This is a genomic window from Neobacillus niacini (assembly GCF_031456445.1).
GTDB classification, from domain to species: domain Bacteria; phylum Bacillota; class Bacilli; order Bacillales; family Cytobacillaceae; genus Neobacillus; species Neobacillus niacini_I.
Map to the genome: position 1 here is coordinate 101437 of NZ_JAVDUQ010000011.1, position 19444 is coordinate 120880.

The window sequence follows — 19444 nt, forward strand, 5'->3', positions numbered from 1 at the left end:
AATTTATATCTTACATAAAACAGGAGGGGTAGAAATGAAAAAAGGACTTTCGATTTTTATGATGCTTGTCTTAATGCTAGGTGTTCTCGCGGCATGCGGCCCAAAAAGAGACGCTTCAAGCACCAAAGATAATGGCAAAAAAGAAGAAACCACAGCTAAACCGGAAAAATTAGTCGTTTGGGAAGATAAAGATAAATCAGGCTGGTTGAAAAAGGTTGCAGCTGATTTTGAAAAGAAATATGGAATCAAAATTGAATACAAAGAAGTTGAAATGGCAACAAAAATGCGTGATCAATTACGTCTTGACGGACCGGCTGATACAGGCCCGGATATTGTTACATTACCACATGATCAAATTGGTCAGGTAGCAACGGAAGGTTTAATCGCTGAGTTAAAAGTGGATAAAAGTGTAACCGATACATTCTCTCAATCTTCTATTGATGCAGAAACTTACAAAGGTAAGCTTTACGGACTTCCGAAGTCTTCTGAAACACCTGTTTTCATTTACAATAAGGACTTAATGTCAGAACCACCAAAAACGATGGATGAAGTGTACAAATTTTCAAAGGATTTTACTAAAGGCGGAAAATACGGTTTCTTAGCGCTTTGGGATAACTTCTATTTCGCACATGGAATCATTGGCGGAATGGGTGGATATGTGTTCAAAAACAATAATGGAACACTTGATCCAAATGACATTGGTTTAAACAACGAGGGTGCTGTTAAAGGAACTGAATATATCCAAAAATGGTATAAAGAAGGATTATTCCCGAAAGGTATCATTGGTGAAAATGGCGGTTCGGCTTTAGACGGACTATTCACGGAAGGAAAAGTAGCTTCCGTTATGAACGGACCATGGGCATATAAACCATACCAGGATGCCGGCATCAAAATTGGGATGAGTGTACTTCCTACCATGCCAAATGGGGAACATATTAAAACGTTCATGGGTGTAAAAGGATGGCATGTTTCTGCTTATTCTAAAAAGCAAGAATGGGCAACGAAATTTTTAGAATTTATTACAAATGATGAAAACGCGAAATACCGTTTCGAACAAACGGCTGAAGTTCCAACGAACAAGGCATTACTGGATGATCCAGCCATTAAAGATAACGAAGGTGCCAAAGCGGTTGCTGAGCAATCTCAATACGCTGTGCCAATGCCAAACATTCCTGAAATGGGTCAAGTTTGGAAGCCAATGGCTGATTCTCTTCAAACGGTTGTAACGGGTAAAGCAACTCCTAAAAATGCACTTGATGATGCTGTAAAACAAATTCAAGCAAATATCAAAACTTCTAAGTAATGGTTTCTCAGCAGTACCTCTTCCCCCTGAGGTGCTGCTGTCTTAAATAATAGAAGAAACTCATCAGATGCTCTGTGAGAAAGGAACATATTTTTTTCTGACAAAGCATCTGAAAATAAAGTACATACTGAAAGGGGTGCGAGGGGATGCCGAAAACTGTTTCTGAATCCTATCCAACCAGCCACCGTAAATTAGCACTAATTCTATCCATTATTCCTGGAATCGGGCAATTGTACAACAAACAATTTTTAAAAGGATTTTCATTTCTTATTCTGAGTGCGGCATTTGCATATGTCTTTAAAGATTTAATTAACATTGGACTATGGGGTTTAATTACATTAGGTGAAATTGTTCCGGAAGATCATTCGATTTTCTTACTCGTTTATGGCATTTTATCGGTCATCGTCATTATTTTTGGTCTTGGATTCTATCTATTTAATTTGCGTGATGCCTATAAGGTAGGGAAAAAACACGATAGCCAAGAACCAATCAGTACCATCAAGGAACAATATCGTAATCTTGTTGATCAGGGATTTCCATACTTAATTATGTCACCTGGTTTTTTACTATTAGTCTTCGTTGTTATTTTTCCGATTATTTTCGTTGTGTTGCTAGCCTTCACTAACTATGACCTTTACCATACACCTCCTGCGAAACTGGTGGACTGGGTCGGATTCAAGAACTTTGCGGAAATCTTTGAAATCGATATTTGGCGGCAAACCTTCTTCTCCGTATTGGCCTGGACATTGGTGTGGACATTTGTTGCCACTACACTTCAGGTTGCTTTAGGAATTTTCCTTGCCGTGATTGTGAACCAAAAGGATGTCAAAGGAAAAGCACTCATCCGTACCGTATTTATCTTGCCATGGGCTGTACCGGCATTTGTATCCATTCTTGTTTTTGCCGGGATGTTTAACGAATCCTTCGGTGCCATTAACCGAGATATTCTTGGATTTTTCGGAATCGATGGTCTCCCATGGATGACGGAAAAAGTATATACAAGGATTGCCTTGATTTTCATTCAAACCTGGCTTGGTTTTCCGTTCATCTTTGCGATGACAACTGGGGTGCTGCAATCTATCCCTGCCGATCTTTATGAAGCGGCAACAGTTGACGGAGCAAATAACTTTCAAAAGTTTAAAAATATTACCTTGCCATTGGTGCTGTTCGCCACTGCTCCTGTCATCATTACACAGTATACCTTTAACTTTAATAACTTTAATATCATCTATTTATTTAATGGCGGCGGCCCGGCAGTTACCGGTCAAAACGCTGGCGGCACAGACATTCTCATTTCATGGATTTATCGTTTGACCATGACTTCAGCACAATACTCGAAGGCTGCCACGTTAACCTTACTATTATCCGTGATTGTTATTACCGTTGCGCTTTGGCAGTTTAAGAGAACAAAGTCATTCCAAGAAGAGGATATGATGTAATATGAATACGAAAAGACAAAATTTCGTTCGGCTGACGTTAACTTATCTGATCATCTTAATTATGTTCGTCCTAATTTTGTATCCACTCGCATGGATTATCGGATCCTCATTTAATCCCGGTCAAAGTTTATCAGGGTCGAGCATCATTCCCAAACATGCTACCCTAAGTCATTACAAACATCTGTTTGATCTCGATAAAAGCAACTATGTATTCTGGTATATCAATTCATTAAAGGTTAGTATTTTAACGATGGTCTTTACCGTTATCATCGTCAGTCTGACTGCTTATTCTTTTTCCAGGTACCGGTTTGTAGGGAGAAAGAACGGTTTAATGACGTTTCTAATCCTGCAGATGATTCCAAACTTTGCAGCGCTTATCGCTATTTATATTTTAGCAACATTGACTGGCTTGATTGATACACATATTGGACTTATTTGTGTGTATGTCGGCGGTCAAATTCCGATGAATACTTGGCTGATGAAAGGATACTTAGATACGATTCCAAAAGAGTTGGATGAATCGGCGAAAATTGATGGGGCCGGTCATTTACGAATCTTTTTCCAAATTGTGATACCGCTTGCAAGACCGATGATTGCAGTTGTTGCATTATTCGCTTTTATTGCACCTTTTGCTGATTTTATCATCGCGAGCATTTTGCTAAGAACGGAAAAAAATTATACATTAGCAGTAGGATTATATGATCTCGTTGCAAAACAGTTTGGTGCTGAATTTACGACCTTTGCAGCTGGAGCTGTATTGATTGCCGTACCAATAGCGATTCTTTTCTTATCCTTCCAGCGCTACTTTGTTTCAGGTTTAACCGCTGGAGGTACAAAAGGTTAAAATCATTTTAATCTTTGAGAATTGTCCAGCTTCAGCGCCTAGCCCCTCGAGGTCACAAGCCAATCCGTCCAAAAGGTTAAAGAACAACCTTTCGGCCGGCTTGTCTTGTGCTTGGCTACAGAAAGCTAACGCTTTCTGTACGCATTAAGGGAGACTAATCTCTGGCTTCTCTACGATTGCCAGTCGATAAATCTCCCTATATCGGGGCTGACCAAGGCGCTTACGCATTTCTAAATAAAGTGGGGTGAAATAGATGACTGTAACGATTAAAGATGTAGCAAAGCTTGCGAATGTGGCCCCGTCTACCGTATCGAGGGTTATTGCCAATAATCCCCGGATTAGTAAAGCAACCTCACAAAAAGTGAAAAAGGCGATGGAGCAATTAGGGTATCACCCGAACTTAAATGCACGGAATTTGGCTAGCCAATCCACGCAAACAATCGGGCTTGTGATGCCAAGTTCAGGCGATGTAGTTTTCCAAAACCCGTTTTTCCCTACGGTTTTACAAGGTATCAGTGAAGGTGCCCATGAAAAACAATATGCGATTGCCTTGACAACGGGAAAGACAGAAAAAGAAATCCTCGATGCAGTCATTCGCATGGTCCAGGGAAAAAGTGTGGATGGTGTCATTCTTCTAAATTCCAAGGTAGAGGATAAGGTGATTTCTTTTTTAAAGGAGAGAGAATTTCCATTTGTACTGATTGGAAAGCCCTATAAGGATGTAGAAGAAATTACCCATGTTGATAATGATAATTTCCGGGCAATGAAAGAAGCAACTGAATATTTAATTCAGCACGGGCACAGCCAAATTGCCTTTATCGGCGGGAGTCTTGAACTGACGGTAACGGTTGAGCGGCTTTTAGGTTACGAGAGGGCGCTAAGGAATGCCAATATTCCTTTGAAAAATGAATATATTATTCACGAGGAATTTTTACGAGAAGGCGGACAAGAGGCAGTAAGGGAGTTAATGTCACTTGAAGAACGCCCAACAGCACTGGTCGTCGCAGATGATTTTATGGCGCTGGGTGTTTTAAATATGCTTGATGAATTAGGGATAAGGGTTCCCGAAGATATCTCCATTGTCAGCTTTAATAATGTTCTTTTGGCGGAGATGTCAAAACCGCCGTTAACATCTGTTGATATAAATATCTTTGACCTTGGCTATCAGGCATCAAAGAGCTTGATCCAATTGATTGAAAATAGTAAAGAACCGACAAAACGGATTATTATCGCTCACAAATTGGTCGAACGTCTTTCTTGTTCAGATCCGATCAAGTAACAAGGGTAAAAGTACGATTGGGGAAGGAAAGAATATGAATAAATTATGGTGGAAAGAAGCGGTTGCCTATCAGATATATCCCCGGAGTTTTATGGACTCAAATGGGGATGGGATTGGAGATATCCAGGGGATTATCGCAAAATTGGACTATTTAAAAGGGTTGGGGATTGATGTCATTTGGGTTTGCCCCATGTTCAAATCTCCGAACGATGACAATGGCTATGATATTAGCGATTATCAACAAATCATGGATGAATTCGGGACGATGGCTGATTTTGACCAACTTTTACAAGAAGTTCACCGCCGTGGTATGAAATTAATCCTTGATTTAGTGATCAATCATACGAGTGATGAACATCCATGGTTTATTGAATCCCGTTCTTCTAAGGAAAGTTCAAAACGGGATTGGTATATTTGGCGTGATGGAAAAAATGGGGAAGAGCCGAATAATTGGGAAAGCATTTTTGGCGGATCAGCATGGGAATATGATGAGAAAACGGATCAATATTTTCTACATATATTCTCTCGAAAGCAGCCTGATCTGAATTGGGAAAATCCCGAGGTGCGGAATTCCCTTTATGAAATGATCAATTGGTGGCTTGAAAAAGGAATCGACGGCTTCCGTGTGGATGCCATCAGCCATATTAAAAAGGAACCGGGTCTAGAGAATATGCCAAATCCAGAAGGCGTAAAATATGTCTCTTCCTTTGATAAACATATGAATGTAAAAGGGATTCACACCTTTTTAAAAGAGTTAAAAAAGGAAACCTTTGCGAAATATGACATTATGACTGTTGGCGAAGCGAATGGCGTGTCAGTTGACGATATTGAGCTTTGGGTCGATGAGAAGCAGGGGAAATTCAATATGGTCTTTCAATTCGAGCACCTCAACCTTTGGGATGCGGAGTTGAAAAAAGAACTGGATATGGTTGAACTAAAAGGCGTTTTATCGCGCTGGCAAAAAGGACTTGAAGGTAAGGGATGGAATGCCCTATTTATCGAGAATCATGATAAGGCCCGGGTTGTTTCCACGTGGGGAAATGACCAGGAATATTGGCAGGAAAGTGCAAAGGCATTTGCGGCGATGTACTTTTTGATGCAGGGAACTCCTTTTATTTACCAGGGGCAGGAAATTGGGATGACCAATGTAAAGTTTGATTCCATCGATGATTACGACGATGTTGCAACGAAAAATCTTTATTACTTGAAAACGGCAGCCGGTGTTCCACATGAAGAAATTATGAGGATCATTTGGGCGTCAAGCCGTGATAACTCCCGTACACCGATGCAATGGTCTGCTGAACAAAATGCAGGTTTTTCTACTGGTACACCTTGGATGAAGGTCAATCCCAATTATCAAGCTATCAATGTTGCCGGCCAAGAGAAGATTCCAGATTCTGTCTTGAATTTTTATAAAAAAATGATTCAGTTAAAAAAAGCGAACGAAGTGTTTACTTATGGGGCGTATGATTTGTTATTGGCGGAAGATCCGCAGATTTATGCCTACACAAGAACATTATCGCAAGACCGGGTGGTTGTGATGGCCAATCTTTCTGACCGGTCCGCCGACATACCGGAGGCACTCGGCATTGTATTTGATCATAAAAACTTACTTTTAAACAACTATAAATTAGAGAAGCATGAACCACTTAAGAAAATCATGTTAAGACCATACGAAACAAGAGTCTATCGATTATAGAAAAAAGCGGAGGGTTATACGTACCTCCGCTTTTTAAATCTCTATTAAGATACTGCTTTAGGCTTTTCTTTTTCGATTCGGTTTTTAGTAGTTTTTCGGATGAAAGGAATAACCCAGTGGTCTAAGCCAATTTTACCGGCGTTATATCCAGCGGCTAGGATGATGAAGCCTAGGAATATGTCCCTTGGATTGTGAGATACTGTACCTGCTAGGAAGAAAGTGAAGTTCATCATTAATCCGAAGAAAATAGCAGCAGTGGTAAAGCAGCCTAAAATTAATCCAAGTCCAATGAATAGTTCTCCCCATGGTACGAGAATATTGAATAAATCAACATTTGGAAGGGCAAATCCTTTTAAGAAACCTACAAACCAGCCGAATACCACCTCTCCTTCAGGACCTTTTACAGGGTTAGCAATCGCTCCTTTTAAATAGCCAGTTGCGTCGAATCCTCCCATTACTTTGTGTAAACCTGCAGTGAACCAAGAGTAGCCCAAGTATAAACGTAAGATCGTTAAAATGACGGTAGCGCTTTTATTTTCCCGTAAAAATTGATTAAACATAACTCATTCCACCTTTCATTTTTTTATTGATTCTTTATACTACAATTTATTCGCCTGCCATCTTTTTAACCTATTGATATGATTAAGTTCACCGTTTGTTCGAAATGTTTTGACAAACTGTTGAATGGGTTTGTTAGCGAGACAGATTTCATTCTTAATTGCATCCAATACTACGATTCTTAGATGAAAAAAAAGGTAGATTGAGATTTTTTTAAATATTTGTTATTTTAAAATAAGGATTACAAGTGAAAGTAGGCTAATAAATGAACAAAAATCAGAAAAAATATCAGTATAATTGGATTTTTATTTGTGTCCTGATTGTCATAGAGCTCCTAAACGAAATTGGAGAGGCCATTTTTTCGTCTGTTCACCTTTTTAGCTATACCTCTATTTTCGTTTTGCTATGTCCTTTAACCGTTTTTTTTTCCACGTTAAAGGTGATGAAGAAGACGACCAAAGAATTAATGGAAAATAAGCAAAAGCTAAAAAATATATTCGATACATTTGATACTGCCATCTGGTCTCATGACTTAATCACCGACACATTATTAATCACTCCAGGGATTGAAAAATTATATGGGTATTCATTAGACGATTTTTACCATGACCAATCTCTTTGGGAAAAGGTGATTTTTCCTGAGGATTTGCCGGTAATAGCGGAAAGAAAACGGAAAATTGCGTTGGGAGAAACGGTTACGAGCGAATATCGGATTATTCGACCGGACGGGGAGGTACGCTGGATTCTTGACAGAGGTTTTCCAACCTTTGATCAAAAAGGGAAATTTGTAGATTTTAATAGTGTTCTATTTGATATTACAGACCGCAAAGAAAGTGAAGAACGTTACCGAAGTTTAGTAGAAATGTCACCGGACATTATTGCAGTTACAAGCGGAGGAGTAATCGATTATATAAATGAAACGGGCTCCAAGCTTGTTGGTGCAAAAAATCCTGATGAGATTATTGGAAGGGCTGTTTTGGACTTTGTCCCTCCAGAGATTTTTAACATGTTTAAAGTGAAAGAAAATGTCTTGGACCGCAATGATAAAAAAATTAGACATGAGTTCCAAGTGAAGCGGATAGATGGACAAACAATTGATGTAGAAATGACGGCAACAACGATTTTAATTGAAGGAAGGCTGGCTAAGCAGATCGTAGGCAGGGATATATCAGAACGAAAGAAGGCGGAAAAGACAATTCAAACGATGGCCTTCTATGATACATTGACGGGGCTGCCAAATCGAAATAAATTTAAAAAACATTTAAACAAAGTATTAAATCGAAATGGAACCAAATGTCTGGCCGTTATGTTCCTGGATTTAGATCGATTTAAAATTATTAATGATACAAAAGGACATACCGTTGGAGATTTAATCCTCCAAAAAGTAGCCAACAGGCTGGAAAACTCAGTCCAACAAGAGGGTTTGGTTTCAAGACAAGGTGGCGACGAGTTTATTATTGTTTTAGAAGAACTGAAAAAAGAACGTGTGATAGAGATAGCGAAAAGAATACTTGAGGACTTTTCCATTCCATTTCATATCAATGGCCAAGAATTTTTTGTCACACCGAGCATTGGGATCAGTCTATACCCTTCGGATGGACAAGATGAGGAAATGTTAATTAAACATGCTGACACAGCCATGTACAAAGCAAAAGAGCTAGGGAACAATTATCAATTCTATTCCACTGCTTTTAATGGAAATTCGGATCGGAAAATGGAAATAGAAAACCGTCTCCGAAAAGCATTTGAACAGGAAAAATTAGAGCTGTATTATCAACCGCAAATTGAATTGAAAACTGGAAAAGTAGTGGGGATTGAGGCATTAATCCGCTGGCACGATTCTAAGTTTGGATTTGTCTCACCATCCGAGTTTATCCCGCTTGCTGAAGAAACAGGTTTAATCGTTCCATTAGGAAAATGGATTATCAGAAAAGCTTGTGAGCAAATGAGTGCCTGGCAGAAGGCGGGGTTACAAGCTGTTCTGATTGCAGTAAATATATCTGTTCGGCAGTTTCAGGATGATCATTTAATCGACTATATTTCTGAGATATTGGATCAGGTTGGATTGGAAGGCAGATTTCTAGAGTTGGAGATTACAGAAAGCATCATGCAAAATATCGAACAGTCTACAATTATCCTTAATCAATTGAAGGAAATTGGCGTGCTGCTGTCGGTAGACGATTTTGGAACAGGGTATTCTTCATTAAGTTATCTAAAGCATCTTCCTATTGATAAAATCAAGATTGATAAATCATTTGTAGACGATATTCTGTATCACTCCAACCAAGGAATGATGGTAAAAACGATTATCGATATGGGGAATAATCTGCAGTTTACCGTTATTGCTGAAGGGATTGAAACAGAGGAACAAGTACAGTTTCTACGGGATAATCATTGTGAGGTTGGTCAAGGCTATTTTTATAGCAAGCCAGTTCCTGCAAAAGAAATGGCTGAATATATTAGGAAAAAAAGCGGTGTCTCTCTCGGATAAGAGAAACACTGCTTTTTTACATAATTAGGTTATGACCCACACCAGCTGGCGCTTGCGCTTTTCTTATTTATATTTGTAGGAATTCTCCTCCAAAGTTGAATCACCTTCACTCTTTTAAACTATAAAAATCATTGTACTCTTATGTGGGTTTTTTAGAATAGGTAATTCATATTTAATAAGCTATGTTCCCCATTTCATGGAAACGGTTAAAGTGCAGCAACTCATCGGTGCTTGCTGGGTGGCTTGGGTGATGAGCTCAAAGATTATACCGGAGGGAGTAAACTTAGTAATCACAGGGACTTTCAAGCCAATGGATTTTATTAACTGGTCGACCTCCGCTTTTTTCCCCTGTTGGGCGACTGTCATCATTTTCTGAGCAAATCCGGCATCCCCTAAACGGTCTAATAAAATACTTCCCTGTTCCATTAAGAGGCGAAAGGACTTCACTGAATTTGAAAATATTTTTATGTCAACGGGAGGATACGTTCTCGGTATGGGGTGGTTTACATAATAACCAGGGTAGGCAGATACGGGAGGATAAATTGGGTAATGAAAAGGGTTATAGTACATTCGTAACTCTCCTTCCATAGTAGAAAAACACAAGGCATTATACCTTATGTGGGGTGGAATATTTTAGTTACTTTATAACAATACCTTTCATAGCGGGTGAGTAATGTAAAACGGTGTCGGAAGGTTTATTGGAGAATTCCTCGGGTAACGTGATACATATCACCGAAATGGTTGTCTTATTTTGGTAAATTGTTCCTAGATTCAAAATATTCAATACAGGGGGATGAAGGTTGAACAAACGAAATTTAGCATTGCTGACTATTTTACTTACCTATTTTTTAATTGTTTTTGGCGGGTATGTGGCTTCTTCGAATTCCGGTATGGGGTGCGGCCCGGAATGGCCGATGTGTAATGGTGAAATTGTTCCATCCTTAAAAGGAGCTACATTGATTGAGTACCTGCATCGGGTGATAGGAGCCTTACTTGGCGGTCTTTCATTACTGTTATTTTTCCAAATTCTCCGTTCCAAGCTGGGTTTTATGGCTCGTATTGTATCCTTTACAATGCTCGGGCTGCTCACGGTTCAGGTTCTTCTTGGTGCAGTGGTTGTGGTACGCGACCTGCCTTCGATTATCATTACCATTCATTTATTAATTGCTATGCTTTTTATGGGATGTTTAATATGGATATGGAGGTATCCTTATTTAGATGGTGCGCAACAGGTCAATCAGATTCATCTCCGTGTTCAGAAATCGATTATGTTTCATTTAAACATCGTGCTGGGTCTTACCCTTTTAACACTTGGATTTGGAGCTTTTATCAAGCATGAAACATATGGGCTGGCCTGTGGCTGGCTTGGCTGCAGGCAATCGATCTTCCCGGGGACAACACCAGAGCTGTTCCAATCGATTCATAGAGGGTTAGCTGTTGTCACGGCACTTTACCTTCTTTTTGTAACCTATTATGCTTTTTCAAAAAAATGGGGCCGAGCTTTAAGGAGACGCATGCTGCTGTGTGCCTTTACAGTGCTTTTACAGCTCGTGATTGGCGCAATGGTCATTATCACAAAGCTTGATCTTCCATGGGCTGTTTTCCATCTGGCCATTGCTACTGCTTTGTTCGCTTTTGTTATGGAAGCAAGGGTTTATGCGGGGAATTTGTCTATTAAAACAGGACCTGCGTTTAAGCCCAAAGTGGAAGAGCATGGGCAACGAGGGAGTTTTTGAAAAGCTTCCGGTTCTAAATGATTGTTGCTTTCTTTGAATCGCTGATAAAACACTTAAATTCGCTGATAAATTGTCTTGATTCGCTGATAAATTGCTCAGATTCGCTGATAAAAGTGAAAAATACGCTGATAAATTCAAAAGCGTTTGGATATCAAAAATCCAAACGCTTTTTTCCTAATGAATATCAATTTTTCCGCTTGAAACGGACAAATTGATTTTATGTTCTCCGTTGCCATGTGTTCCTTTAATGCTTTTTCGATTAAATTCTTTGGATTTCAAAGGAAAATCACAGGAAATAGTCCCGCTGCTCACTTCCCCGTCTAAATTAAAGTCAGCATTATTTGGCAGGTCAAGATCGACAATACCGGAACTTAAATCAAGATCAATTGAATCTGTTAATTTGTCTACCTGGATTTTCGCTCTTCCGGATGAAACATCTCCGTTTATTTTACCTATATAATGTTGAATATCGAGATTTCCTGAACTAAGATCAAATGAACCGGTTTTGGTGGTTAATGAATTGATATGAACATTACCTGATGAACCGTCATGGATAAAATGATGGACGGTAAGGTTGTTAAGATTCATATTTCCTGATCCAATACCGACTGATAATTCATCTAATTTCATGGATTTCCCCGAATAGTTAAGATTTCCGGATCCCAAATCGATTTCCATATTCTCATGATAACTTTCAGGGGCATAGATTTTTAACGATTTCTTTGTAAATGGAGCCCAATCAAACCAGTCAAACCATTTCTTTTTCACGGTTACCACGACTGTATCCCCGTCTTCCTTCACGGTCAGTTTGCCATTTCCATCAAGAACGGCTTTTAAATTCATCCGATCCTCTGGGATAATATCAGCATTTACAGCCGAAACATCTACTTTAATGACATGAATATCACTCGAAATAGCTGCCTTTCCTTCCCGATTCCCCGCTAAAAACCAATCGAACCGCAACGATTGTTGAAAAATAATATATAAACCGGTAATGATCAATAATAAAATTACAATTCTTTTCATACTTTTCCCCTTTCTTATTTCCAATTTTTATCTCTAGTGACATCATATAGGGGAAAGGGGATTTCCACAATGCACTGGAGATTTAATTATTTTTAAGACTTAAGACGTATAGAACTAAGGACTTTTAAAATGAATTGTAAATGGTAATATTTTGGACGTCGAAATACTTCAATTTATTAGAATTTGTGATATTCTTTGTAATGGAGGTGTTTAAGTTGTTAACGGAAAAAATTACGCCAAAAGAATTACATGAACGATTAAAACGAAATGAAAAGGTTTTTCTCCTCGATGTCAGAGCGGAAGAAAAATTTCAGGCTGAACACATATCTGCCCCTCAAATGGAGAGTTTAAACATTCCTAAAACGATCATTTTTGAAGCGGAGGAAACAAAAGAGGATGCGAAATTATCCCTTTCAAAAGAAGATGAGATTATTGTAACCTGTACTACCGGAAATTCAGCAGCAAAATGTGCGAATATCCTTAGCAGCCTTGATTATAAAGTAAAAGTTTTAGATGGTGGTCTAACGGCATGGAAGGAATATCAAAAATCACTGGAAAAAAAATAAATGAATGATTTAACAAAAAAAAGAAGCGGGTTTTTGACTGGTATTCAAAGCATTCAGTGGGCGGTCTTCATGCTTACCAATATTATTGCCGTCCCTGTAGTCGTCGGGGAAGCTTTTCGTATGTCTCCCGCTGAAATTTCAACCTTTATGCAGCGCATGCTGTTTGTATCCGGAGCAGCTACCTTAGTTCAGCTGTTCATTGGACATCGCCTGCAGGTCGTTGAAGGGGCCGCGGGAATGTGGTGGGCTTTATTTATTGTTCTTGGTGCCATGAGTGCCCCATCCGAAAAAGGGCATTTATTGCAGCAATTAGAAATGGGCCTGATCATTGCCGGTGTTATTTTAGCCATTTTAGGATTTTTACCAATCGTCGGGAAAATAAAAAATCTGTTTACTCCAATTGTTACCGGTGTCTATTTAATTTTACTTGTCAGTCAAATGAGCGGTTCTTTTTTTAAAAGCATGCTCGGAATTACTGAAACCAGTCATTTAAATGGGGAAATTATTGGCGTTTGTTTTATAGAGGTCATCGTAATTCTGCTTTTTTCCTTGAAGGCAAAAGGGATTTTGAAAAGCATGGGTCCTTTAGTTGGGATTGTAATTGGCTGGGGATTATTTTATTTTTTAGGACTTATTCATCCCGGAAAATCGTACGAGCCTTCAGACTGGTTTGCTGTTCCGAATTTATTTGCCTGGGGTACACCGCAATTTGATTTTGGGATTGTCTTAACGTCTGTGATTACCGCTATTATTTTAATTTCGAATGTTATTGCAAGTATCCTCGTTGTGGGAATCGCCATCGAAAGAGAAATCCAGGCACATGAATATTCAAAGGGGATTTTCGGAAACGGGGTTAACTTATTTCTTTCGGGAATCTTTTCGGTTGTAGGAGTTGTCCCCTTATCCGTTTCAGCCGGATTTATCAGCACAACGGGGATTAAAGCGAAAAGCCCGCTTATGGTTGGGGCGATGTTGATTGTGATTTCCAGCTTTTTTCCGTATTTCGGCGAGTTTTTTTCAAAATTGCCAATGGAAGTAGCCTATGCTTCCTTATTTATTCCTTTTTCTCAAATGATGGGCTTTGGTATCCGCGATCTAATGGGACAAGTTCCATCACAGAGAAATTTATTAGTAATGGGGCTTTCATTAATGGTTGGGATTGGCATGATGTTTGTCCCGACAGAAGCATTTGAAACGGCTGCGCCATGGCTGCGAAATATCATCGCTAACGGCTTACTCGTAGGACTAATTTTATGTTTACTTTTAGAACATGCGGTATTTCGGGAGAAAAAGGATGCTGCTGCGAATATGAACTAGAACAAAGAAATCCTCTCGCAATAGTGCTGAGAGGATTTCTTTGTTATTCTTGATCAAACCACAATGGGTCGTCAATATCGACGTCGCCATTATAATTAATGAAGATTTCTTCTCCTGCTTTAATATCTTTGTAGGCATAGAAGTCAAAGGTGTGATTATCAAAGTTAATTTCATACCTGGCATTTGGTGTGTAGGAATGGTTAAATAACATCCCGTATCCTAATAGAATGGCTGTGTGGTTTTTTCCATACTCAAAGGCATAATCCGCGAGAAGCGTCTTTTCGATGTGTTCATGTTCTTCATTCGGATAAGAAATGACCGGGGCTTCATGGATGAGTTCCCCTTTAGCAATATCACGAGTGGCAAATACTCCTCGATTAAATTCTCCGGCACTGATGGTTGAAGTCTTAATCTCAATCATATTAATCTCCTATTTCAAGTTCTTTTCTTCTTAGCTTGACAGTTAGTATGGATAAAAGCAAATATTTTTACTCTTAATCCGGGTACCTGTATTTTGCGTGGAAGAGAAGTATAATGAGTGTATCTTTTATTTCTTTTTAAAAGGAGCCTTCAATATGAATATCATCGACTTGCATTGTGATGCATTACTTAAGCTTTCGGAAGGGAAGGGAAGACCGCGCTTTGCCGATGCCCCTGAATTGGAGACGAATAAAACACGCTTACATACAGGGAAGGTGAAAGTCCAATGCTTTGCTATTTTTATCGAGCCGGACATTCCTTCCGATCAAAAATTCCAGGAAGCCATTCAGCAAATTGATTATTTTTACAAGGAGGTTCTCGAGAAGAATCCGGATATGGTTCAGATTCGCAATTGGTCAGACTTTGACAATCTCAAGCTTGGTCAGATTGGCGCGATGTTAACCCTTGAAGGTGTGGACGCCATTGGCAATGATTTAGCGAAGCTGAATATTCTTTATCAGCTCGGAGTACGCTCCGTCGGCCTCACTTGGAACAATGCAAACCTTGCAGCAGATGGAGCAGGGGAACCACGCGGTGCAGGGCTTACCCATTTTGGAAAAAAGATTGTTAAATTTCATAATGATCATAAAATCCTAACAGATGTTTCCCATCTTTGCGACCAGGCGTTTTGGGATGTCATGGAGATTGCAAAATATCCTATTGCCAGCCATTCCAACTCAAGAACGGTTTGTAACCACCGCCGCAATTTAACCGATGAAATGGCGGAGGAAATGTTTAAAAAAGGCGGCTTAATTCATGTTGTTTATAATCCGCCATTTGTAAAAGAAGAGGGAGAAGCAACCATCCCAGATCTTATTAAGCACATCGACCATTTTTGTTCATTAGGAGGGGTAAAACAAATCGGACTAGGCTCCGATTTTGATGGCATTGCCGAATTTATCACCGATTTAGAAAATGCTTCAAAAAGTCAAAATCTGATCAATGAATTATTAAAGCATTATTCTGAGGAAGAGGTTAAAGGCTTTGCCGGTCAAAACTTTCTTGACAAGAGACCGGGAATTGGCCGATGAAAATAAGGGAAAAGGGTTTAACGATCGGGAAGCTTCCAACAGGTGAAAAAAACTGTATTACCGATGTGGATGGCGTTATGGTTGGACATGTAACATTGGATTACCCTTTGGATGCAACCGGCAATGAGTATGCTTGTACAGGAGTTACTGCGATTTTGCCGCATAACGGAAATTTGTTTCGGGAAAAAGTAACGGCAGCCAGCCATGTCCTAAATGGATTTGGGAAAACCACAGGTCTAATCCAAGTGAATGAATTAGGTGTGCTTGAATCCCCCATTCTGTTAACGAATACCTTTGCAGTTCCGGCGGCTGCGCAGGGGGTACTGCAATATATGCTGGAGGACAATCCTGAAATTGGAGAGACAACCGGAACGATTAATGTGGTCGTTGGTGAATGCAATGACAGCTATCTTAATTCGATTCGGCTCTTCCCGGTAAAACCGGAGCATGCGATGGAAGCCATTCGAACAGCAACTGCTGAGCCTGCCACCGAAGGGGCTGTTGGTGCTGGAAAGGGAATGGTGTGCTTCGGCTATAAAGGCGGAATCGGGTCTTCTTCACGAAAAATCGAAGAGTATACCATTGGCTGCCTGGTTCTTAGTAATTTTGGAAAAAAAGAAGAGTTTCAATGGGCGCGTTATTTACTAGAAGGAGAAGCGCTTTCGGAAATGGCTGACGGCTCGATTATCCTTGTTCTAGCGACAGATGCGCCGTTAAGCGACAGACAGCTTAAGCGCGTGGCCAAGCGCTGCGGGATTGGTCTGGGGCGGACAGGTAGTCATTTCAGCCATGGAAGCGGGGATATTGTGATTGCCTTTTCGACGGCACATAAAATTCTGCATTTAGCTGAGGAACATATAGAAACGCGCACACAGCTTCGTGACGACCATCCGATAATGAATCAGTTTTTTATGGGAGCCGCCGAAGCGGCCGAGGAAGCGATTCTAAACTCCTTATCTCAAGCTGCAACAACAACGGGGCGGCTTAGCCGCGTTGTCAACCAACTTAATTTTATAAGGGAATGAATGAAAAGTGTATTTAACTGTAAAAGAAACATCAGAATATTTATCAGTCCCAGTTTCAACTGTAGAAAAGCTCGTGCAGCAGCGGAAAATTCGTGCCCTCTATGATGGGAATGAATATTTAATTTATAAAGACCAATTCAATACACATTTGAGACAAATGGAAAAATACAAACAATTAGTCGAGGAAATCTTAAACGAGCCGATTCCGGAAGATCTTGATGTGAAGGATGAGGATTAATGGCTGAAATTTTTTTAAAACGAATTTATGACCCGTATGACGAAATAGATGGTTACCGTATTTTAATTGACCGGCTTTGGCCAAGGGGGATCTCAAAAGAAGCGGCGAAACTTGATGAGTGGCTGAAGGATGCGGCACCGAGCAGCGAGCTGCGAAAATGGTTTTGCCATAAACCCGAGCTTTTTGAAGAGTTCACGATGAAATATGTGGAAGAGCTCCGGAACGATGCAGAAAAGGTAAAAGCGGTTGACCACATACTCGAATTAGCTGCTAAAGGCCGGGTAACACTTTTATACGGTGCCAAGGATCCCGTCTATAATCACGCCATCGTTTTTCAAGAAGAATTACAACGAAGATGATAAAAAATCGGCCTGGGGAGCAGCCCAAGCCGATTTTTTAAATGACATATAAGTAAACACATAAGAAGTGGGCTAAGCTTCCGAGGAGGATGAAAATATGAAAAATTTCATGAAAGCCCATATACTTTAGTTCCAAAAATTTAGGTTTTGCTCCGTAAATTACACCGCCGATGGTATAAAAAATGCCGCCAAGAATTAATAAAAATAAACCGAACGGGTTCAAACTACCTGCAAGGGGAGAGAAAACAAAGATAATCATCCAGCCCATTGCGATATAGAGGGCGGTTGAAATCCACCGCGGGCATTGAAACCAAACCATTTTAAAAACAACTCCGCAAATCGCTACGGCACCAATAATTGAAAAGAGAATCCAGCCGATTTTTCCATTTAAACTAATAAAGCAAAAAGGTGTGTACGTTCCAGCAATTAACACAAAAATCATCGAATGATCAAGTCGTCTTAAAAAGGCAATCACTTTATCACGGGCAATGACCATGTGATAGGTAGCAGATGCAGAATAAAGCAGAATCATACTGACTCCAAAAATAATGACAGCCGCAATCGAAAGTGGCGATGGAGTGGTCATGGATGCTTTGATGACCATTGCCAATAGGCCAATAAAGGATAAAATGGCCCCTGCTAAATGGGTAAATCCATTGATTGGTTCGCGAACATACTGAATCATTTTTAACTCCTCCTAACGCAACATGTAGTTTTGATAACTACATATAATCATACTAATAAAACATGAGCTAGTCAACACTGAATTGATTCTGTATAATTAAAATAGAAATTGTTGAGAACGGGGTTTTTTATGATGGAAAATATCAAACAAATTATTGAGAAGCTTGGATTAGGTACGAGCCTGACTTTAGAGGAAATTCCAAAGATTGATTTGTATATGGACCAAGTGATTCAATTATTTGAAAATAAATTTGGCGAGTCGAAACGGAATGAAGACGACAAGGTTTTGACGAAAACCATGATTAATAACTATGCAAAAGGAAAACTTATTTTTCCAATCCAAAATAAAAAATATTCCAAAGAGCATCTCATTTTAATCAGTTTGATTTATCAGCTAAAAGGGGGTCTTTCCATCAACGATATCAAGGCCACTCTGGATGGGATGAATAAAAAAATTATTATGGATGACATTGATTTAGACTCTTTTTATTCGAGCTATTTGAATCTTACTGCTCAGAATGTTGAAGATTTTGATCAGGATATTGTGGAACGGATTAAAGCGGTAAAAGAAGAAGTGAAGGGGCTGCAGGAGGAAAAGTCTCCGTATTTAGAGGAAGTTTTGATGATTTCTTCCTTAGTGCATATGAGTAATCTTTATCGTCGAGTCGCTGAAAAGCTAGTGGATGGAATAACGGTTGAAAAAGAAGGTAAGCGCCATAGATGATCCATCTATATGGCGCTTATTTTTCTTGGAAAGTGAATAGCTTGCTAGACAAGGACTATAGGCGACAAAACCAGGCGTGAATTCGAAGAAAATGTTTCCAATAAGCTCGATAGGGGACAAAACCAGCAGCAAATGGGGAGAAAATGTCTCCAATAAGCTTGATAGGCGACAAAACGAGCAGCAAATGGGGAGAAAGTGTCTCCAATAAGCTTGATAGGCGACAAAACGAGCAGCAAAATGGTGGAAAGTGTCTCCAATAAGCTCGATAGGCGACAAAACGAGCAACAAAATGGTGGAAAATGTCTCCAATAGGCTTGATAGGCGACAAAACGAGCAGCAAAATCGAGAAAAGTGTCCCCAATAAGCTTGATAGGCGACAAAACGAGCAGCAAAATGGTGGAAAGTGTCTCCAATAGGCTTGATAGGCGACAAAACCAGCTTGAAATTGGTGGAAAGTGTCTCCAATAGGCTTAATAGGCGACAAAACCAGCTTGAAATTGGTGGAAAGTGTCTCCAATAGGCTTGATAGGCGACAAAACGAGCAGCAAAATGGTGGAAAGTGTCTCCAATAGGCTTGATAGGCGACAAAACGAGCAGCAAAATGGTGGAAAGTGTCTCCAATAGGCTTGATAGGCGACAAAACGA

20 protein-coding genes are annotated in these 19444 nt (G+C 39.7%); 14 read left to right on the forward strand and 6 right to left on the reverse strand.

Annotated elements, in window-relative coordinates:
• Positions 1-34 precede the first annotated feature (34 nt).
• From J2Y67_RS11840 to J2Y67_RS11860, 5 genes are all read left to right on the forward strand, one after another.
• Positions 35-1303, forward strand: a complete 1269-nt coding sequence (locus tag J2Y67_RS11840) for an extracellular solute-binding protein (RefSeq protein WP_310174207.1) — start codon at positions 35-37, stop codon at positions 1301-1303.
• Between the two features lie 146 nt (positions 1304-1449).
• Positions 1450-2742 carry a carbohydrate ABC transporter permease gene (locus tag J2Y67_RS11845; RefSeq protein WP_310174209.1) on the forward strand — a complete coding sequence of 431 codons (1293 nt, stop codon included), beginning with the start codon at positions 1450-1452 and terminating at the stop codon, positions 2740-2742.
• 1 nt (position 2743) lies between these two features.
• Positions 2744-3586, forward strand: a complete 843-nt coding sequence (locus J2Y67_RS11850; RefSeq protein WP_310174211.1) for a sugar ABC transporter permease — start codon at positions 2744-2746, stop codon at positions 3584-3586.
• A 253-nt stretch (positions 3587-3839) separates the two neighbouring features.
• Positions 3840-4865 (forward strand): LacI family DNA-binding transcriptional regulator, encoded by a 1026-nt coding sequence (locus J2Y67_RS11855; RefSeq protein WP_310174212.1) that lies wholly within the window; start codon positions 3840-3842, stop codon positions 4863-4865.
• A gap of 34 nt (positions 4866-4899) precedes the next feature.
• Positions 4900-6564 (forward strand): glycoside hydrolase family 13 protein, encoded by a 1665-nt coding sequence (locus J2Y67_RS11860; RefSeq protein WP_310174214.1) that lies wholly within the window; start codon positions 4900-4902, stop codon positions 6562-6564.
• A 44-nt stretch (positions 6565-6608) separates the two neighbouring features.
• On the opposite strand, the gene J2Y67_RS11865 is transcribed toward J2Y67_RS11860, so the two are convergent.
• A complete protein-coding gene (locus J2Y67_RS11865; RefSeq protein WP_310174216.1) occupies positions 6609-7124 on the reverse strand; it encodes a DoxX family protein in 516 nt (171 codons plus the stop codon).
• Between the two features lie 263 nt (positions 7125-7387).
• Between J2Y67_RS11865 and J2Y67_RS11870 the strand changes: the two genes are divergently transcribed.
• Positions 7388-9613 carry a sensor domain-containing protein gene (locus J2Y67_RS11870; protein ID WP_310174218.1) on the forward strand — a complete coding sequence of 742 codons (2226 nt, stop codon included), beginning with the start codon at positions 7388-7390 and terminating at the stop codon, positions 9611-9613.
• A gap of 180 nt (positions 9614-9793) precedes the next feature.
• Here the strand turns inward: J2Y67_RS11870 and J2Y67_RS11875 are convergent, their stop codons facing one another.
• A complete protein-coding gene (locus J2Y67_RS11875) occupies positions 9794-10039 on the reverse strand; it encodes a hypothetical protein (protein WP_310174220.1) in 246 nt (81 codons plus the stop codon).
• Positions 10040-10413: 374 nt separating this feature from the next.
• Here J2Y67_RS11875 and J2Y67_RS11880 point away from each other — a divergent pair, with 374 nt between their 5' ends.
• Positions 10414-11349: a COX15/CtaA family protein gene (locus J2Y67_RS11880; protein WP_310174221.1), complete on the forward strand. Its 936-nt coding sequence runs from the start codon at positions 10414-10416 to the stop codon at positions 11347-11349.
• A gap of 174 nt (positions 11350-11523) precedes the next feature.
• On the opposite strand, the gene liaG is transcribed toward J2Y67_RS11880, so the two are convergent.
• Positions 11524-12375: a LiaG family protein gene (gene liaG / locus J2Y67_RS11885; protein ID WP_310174223.1), complete on the reverse strand. Its 852-nt coding sequence runs from the start codon at positions 12373-12375 to the stop codon at positions 11524-11526.
• A 206-nt stretch (positions 12376-12581) separates the two neighbouring features.
• Here liaG and J2Y67_RS11890 point away from each other — a divergent pair, with 206 nt between their 5' ends.
• Both J2Y67_RS11890 and J2Y67_RS11895 read left to right on the forward strand, forming a co-directional pair.
• Complete coding sequence (locus J2Y67_RS11890) at positions 12582-12941, forward strand: rhodanese-like domain-containing protein (RefSeq protein ID WP_396954070.1); 360 nt, start codon at positions 12582-12584, stop codon at positions 12939-12941.
• Positions 12942-14258 carry a purine/pyrimidine permease gene (locus J2Y67_RS11895; protein ID WP_310174226.1) on the forward strand — a complete coding sequence of 439 codons (1317 nt, stop codon included), beginning with the start codon at positions 12942-12944 and terminating at the stop codon, positions 14256-14258.
• A gap of 43 nt (positions 14259-14301) precedes the next feature.
• Here the strand turns inward: J2Y67_RS11895 and J2Y67_RS11900 are convergent, their stop codons facing one another.
• Positions 14302-14679: an SET domain-containing protein gene (locus J2Y67_RS11900; RefSeq protein ID WP_310174228.1), complete on the reverse strand. Its 378-nt coding sequence runs from the start codon at positions 14677-14679 to the stop codon at positions 14302-14304.
• 154 nt (positions 14680-14833) lie between these two features.
• Here J2Y67_RS11900 and J2Y67_RS11905 point away from each other — a divergent pair, with 154 nt between their 5' ends.
• From J2Y67_RS11905 to J2Y67_RS11920, 4 genes are read left to right on the forward strand one after another with little or no spacing between them, the layout of a single operon-like run.
• Positions 14834-15769, forward strand: coding sequence for a dipeptidase (locus J2Y67_RS11905; protein WP_310174230.1), 936 nt, complete (start codon positions 14834-14836; stop codon positions 15767-15769).
• Positions 15766-16794, forward strand: coding sequence for a P1 family peptidase (locus J2Y67_RS11910; RefSeq protein WP_310174231.1), 1029 nt, complete (start codon positions 15766-15768; stop codon positions 16792-16794). Before J2Y67_RS11905 ends, J2Y67_RS11910 begins: the two co-directional genes overlap by 4 nt.
• A gap of 7 nt (positions 16795-16801) precedes the next feature.
• The gene (locus J2Y67_RS11915; protein WP_310174233.1) at positions 16802-17032 is read left to right on the forward strand and encodes an excisionase family DNA-binding protein; all 231 of its coding nucleotides are present in this window, start codon (positions 16802-16804) and stop codon (positions 17030-17032) included.
• Positions 17032-17391, forward strand: coding sequence for a DUF488 domain-containing protein (locus tag J2Y67_RS11920; RefSeq protein ID WP_310174234.1), 360 nt, complete (start codon positions 17032-17034; stop codon positions 17389-17391). The genes J2Y67_RS11915 and J2Y67_RS11920 overlap by 1 nt, the downstream gene beginning before the upstream one ends.
• A gap of 37 nt (positions 17392-17428) precedes the next feature.
• Here J2Y67_RS11920 and trhA read toward each other — a convergent pair whose 3' ends face one another.
• Complete coding sequence (trhA, locus tag J2Y67_RS11925) at positions 17429-18076, reverse strand: PAQR family membrane homeostasis protein TrhA (protein ID WP_310174236.1); 648 nt, start codon at positions 18074-18076, stop codon at positions 17429-17431.
• A gap of 132 nt (positions 18077-18208) precedes the next feature.
• Here trhA and J2Y67_RS11930 point away from each other — a divergent pair, with 132 nt between their 5' ends.
• Positions 18209-18799: a DUF1836 domain-containing protein gene (locus J2Y67_RS11930; protein WP_310174238.1), complete on the forward strand. Its 591-nt coding sequence runs from the start codon at positions 18209-18211 to the stop codon at positions 18797-18799.
• Here J2Y67_RS11930 and J2Y67_RS11935 read toward each other — a convergent pair.
• Positions 18752-19444: hypothetical protein (locus J2Y67_RS11935; RefSeq protein WP_310174240.1), on the reverse strand; the 693-nt coding region annotated here is incomplete at its 5' end. The genes J2Y67_RS11930 and J2Y67_RS11935 overlap by 48 nt on opposite strands.

Excerpts from the sequence above, each read along its gene's own strand:
- J2Y67_RS11910 (WP_310174231.1), top strand. The coding sequence starts at position 15,766 with ATGAAAATAAGGGAAAAGGGTTTAACGATCGGGAAGCTTCCAACAGGT.
- J2Y67_RS11930 (WP_310174238.1), top strand. The coding sequence starts at position 18,209 with ATGGAAAATATCAAACAAATTATTGAGAAGCTTGGATTAGGTACGAGC.
- J2Y67_RS11850 (WP_310174211.1), top strand. The coding sequence starts at position 2,744 with ATGAATACGAAAAGACAAAATTTCGTTCGGCTGACGTTAACTTATCTG.
- J2Y67_RS11875 (WP_310174220.1), bottom strand. The coding sequence starts at position 10,039 with ATGGAACAGGGAAGTATTTTATTAGACCGTTTAGGGGATGCCGGATTT.
- J2Y67_RS11920 (WP_310174234.1), top strand. The coding sequence starts at position 17,032 with ATGGCTGAAATTTTTTTAAAACGAATTTATGACCCGTATGACGAAATA.
- J2Y67_RS11845 (WP_310174209.1), top strand. The coding sequence starts at position 1,450 with ATGCCGAAAACTGTTTCTGAATCCTATCCAACCAGCCACCGTAAATTA.
- liaG (WP_310174223.1), bottom strand. The coding sequence starts at position 12,375 with ATGAAAAGAATTGTAATTTTATTATTGATCATTACCGGTTTATATATT.
- J2Y67_RS11855 (WP_310174212.1), top strand. The coding sequence starts at position 3,840 with ATGACTGTAACGATTAAAGATGTAGCAAAGCTTGCGAATGTGGCCCCG.
- J2Y67_RS11905 (WP_310174230.1), top strand. The coding sequence starts at position 14,834 with ATGAATATCATCGACTTGCATTGTGATGCATTACTTAAGCTTTCGGAA.
- trhA (WP_310174236.1), bottom strand. The coding sequence starts at position 18,076 with ATGATTCAGTATGTTCGCGAACCAATCAATGGATTTACCCATTTAGCA.
- J2Y67_RS11860 (WP_310174214.1), top strand. The coding sequence starts at position 4,900 with ATGAATAAATTATGGTGGAAAGAAGCGGTTGCCTATCAGATATATCCC.
- J2Y67_RS11900 (WP_310174228.1), bottom strand. The coding sequence starts at position 14,679 with ATGATTGAGATTAAGACTTCAACCATCAGTGCCGGAGAATTTAATCGA.
- J2Y67_RS11870 (WP_310174218.1), top strand. The coding sequence starts at position 7,388 with ATGAACAAAAATCAGAAAAAATATCAGTATAATTGGATTTTTATTTGT.
- J2Y67_RS11840 (WP_310174207.1), top strand. The coding sequence starts at position 35 with ATGAAAAAAGGACTTTCGATTTTTATGATGCTTGTCTTAATGCTAGGT.
- J2Y67_RS11895 (WP_310174226.1), top strand. The coding sequence starts at position 12,942 with ATGAATGATTTAACAAAAAAAAGAAGCGGGTTTTTGACTGGTATTCAA.
- J2Y67_RS11865 (WP_310174216.1), bottom strand. The coding sequence starts at position 7,124 with ATGTTTAATCAATTTTTACGGGAAAATAAAAGCGCTACCGTCATTTTA.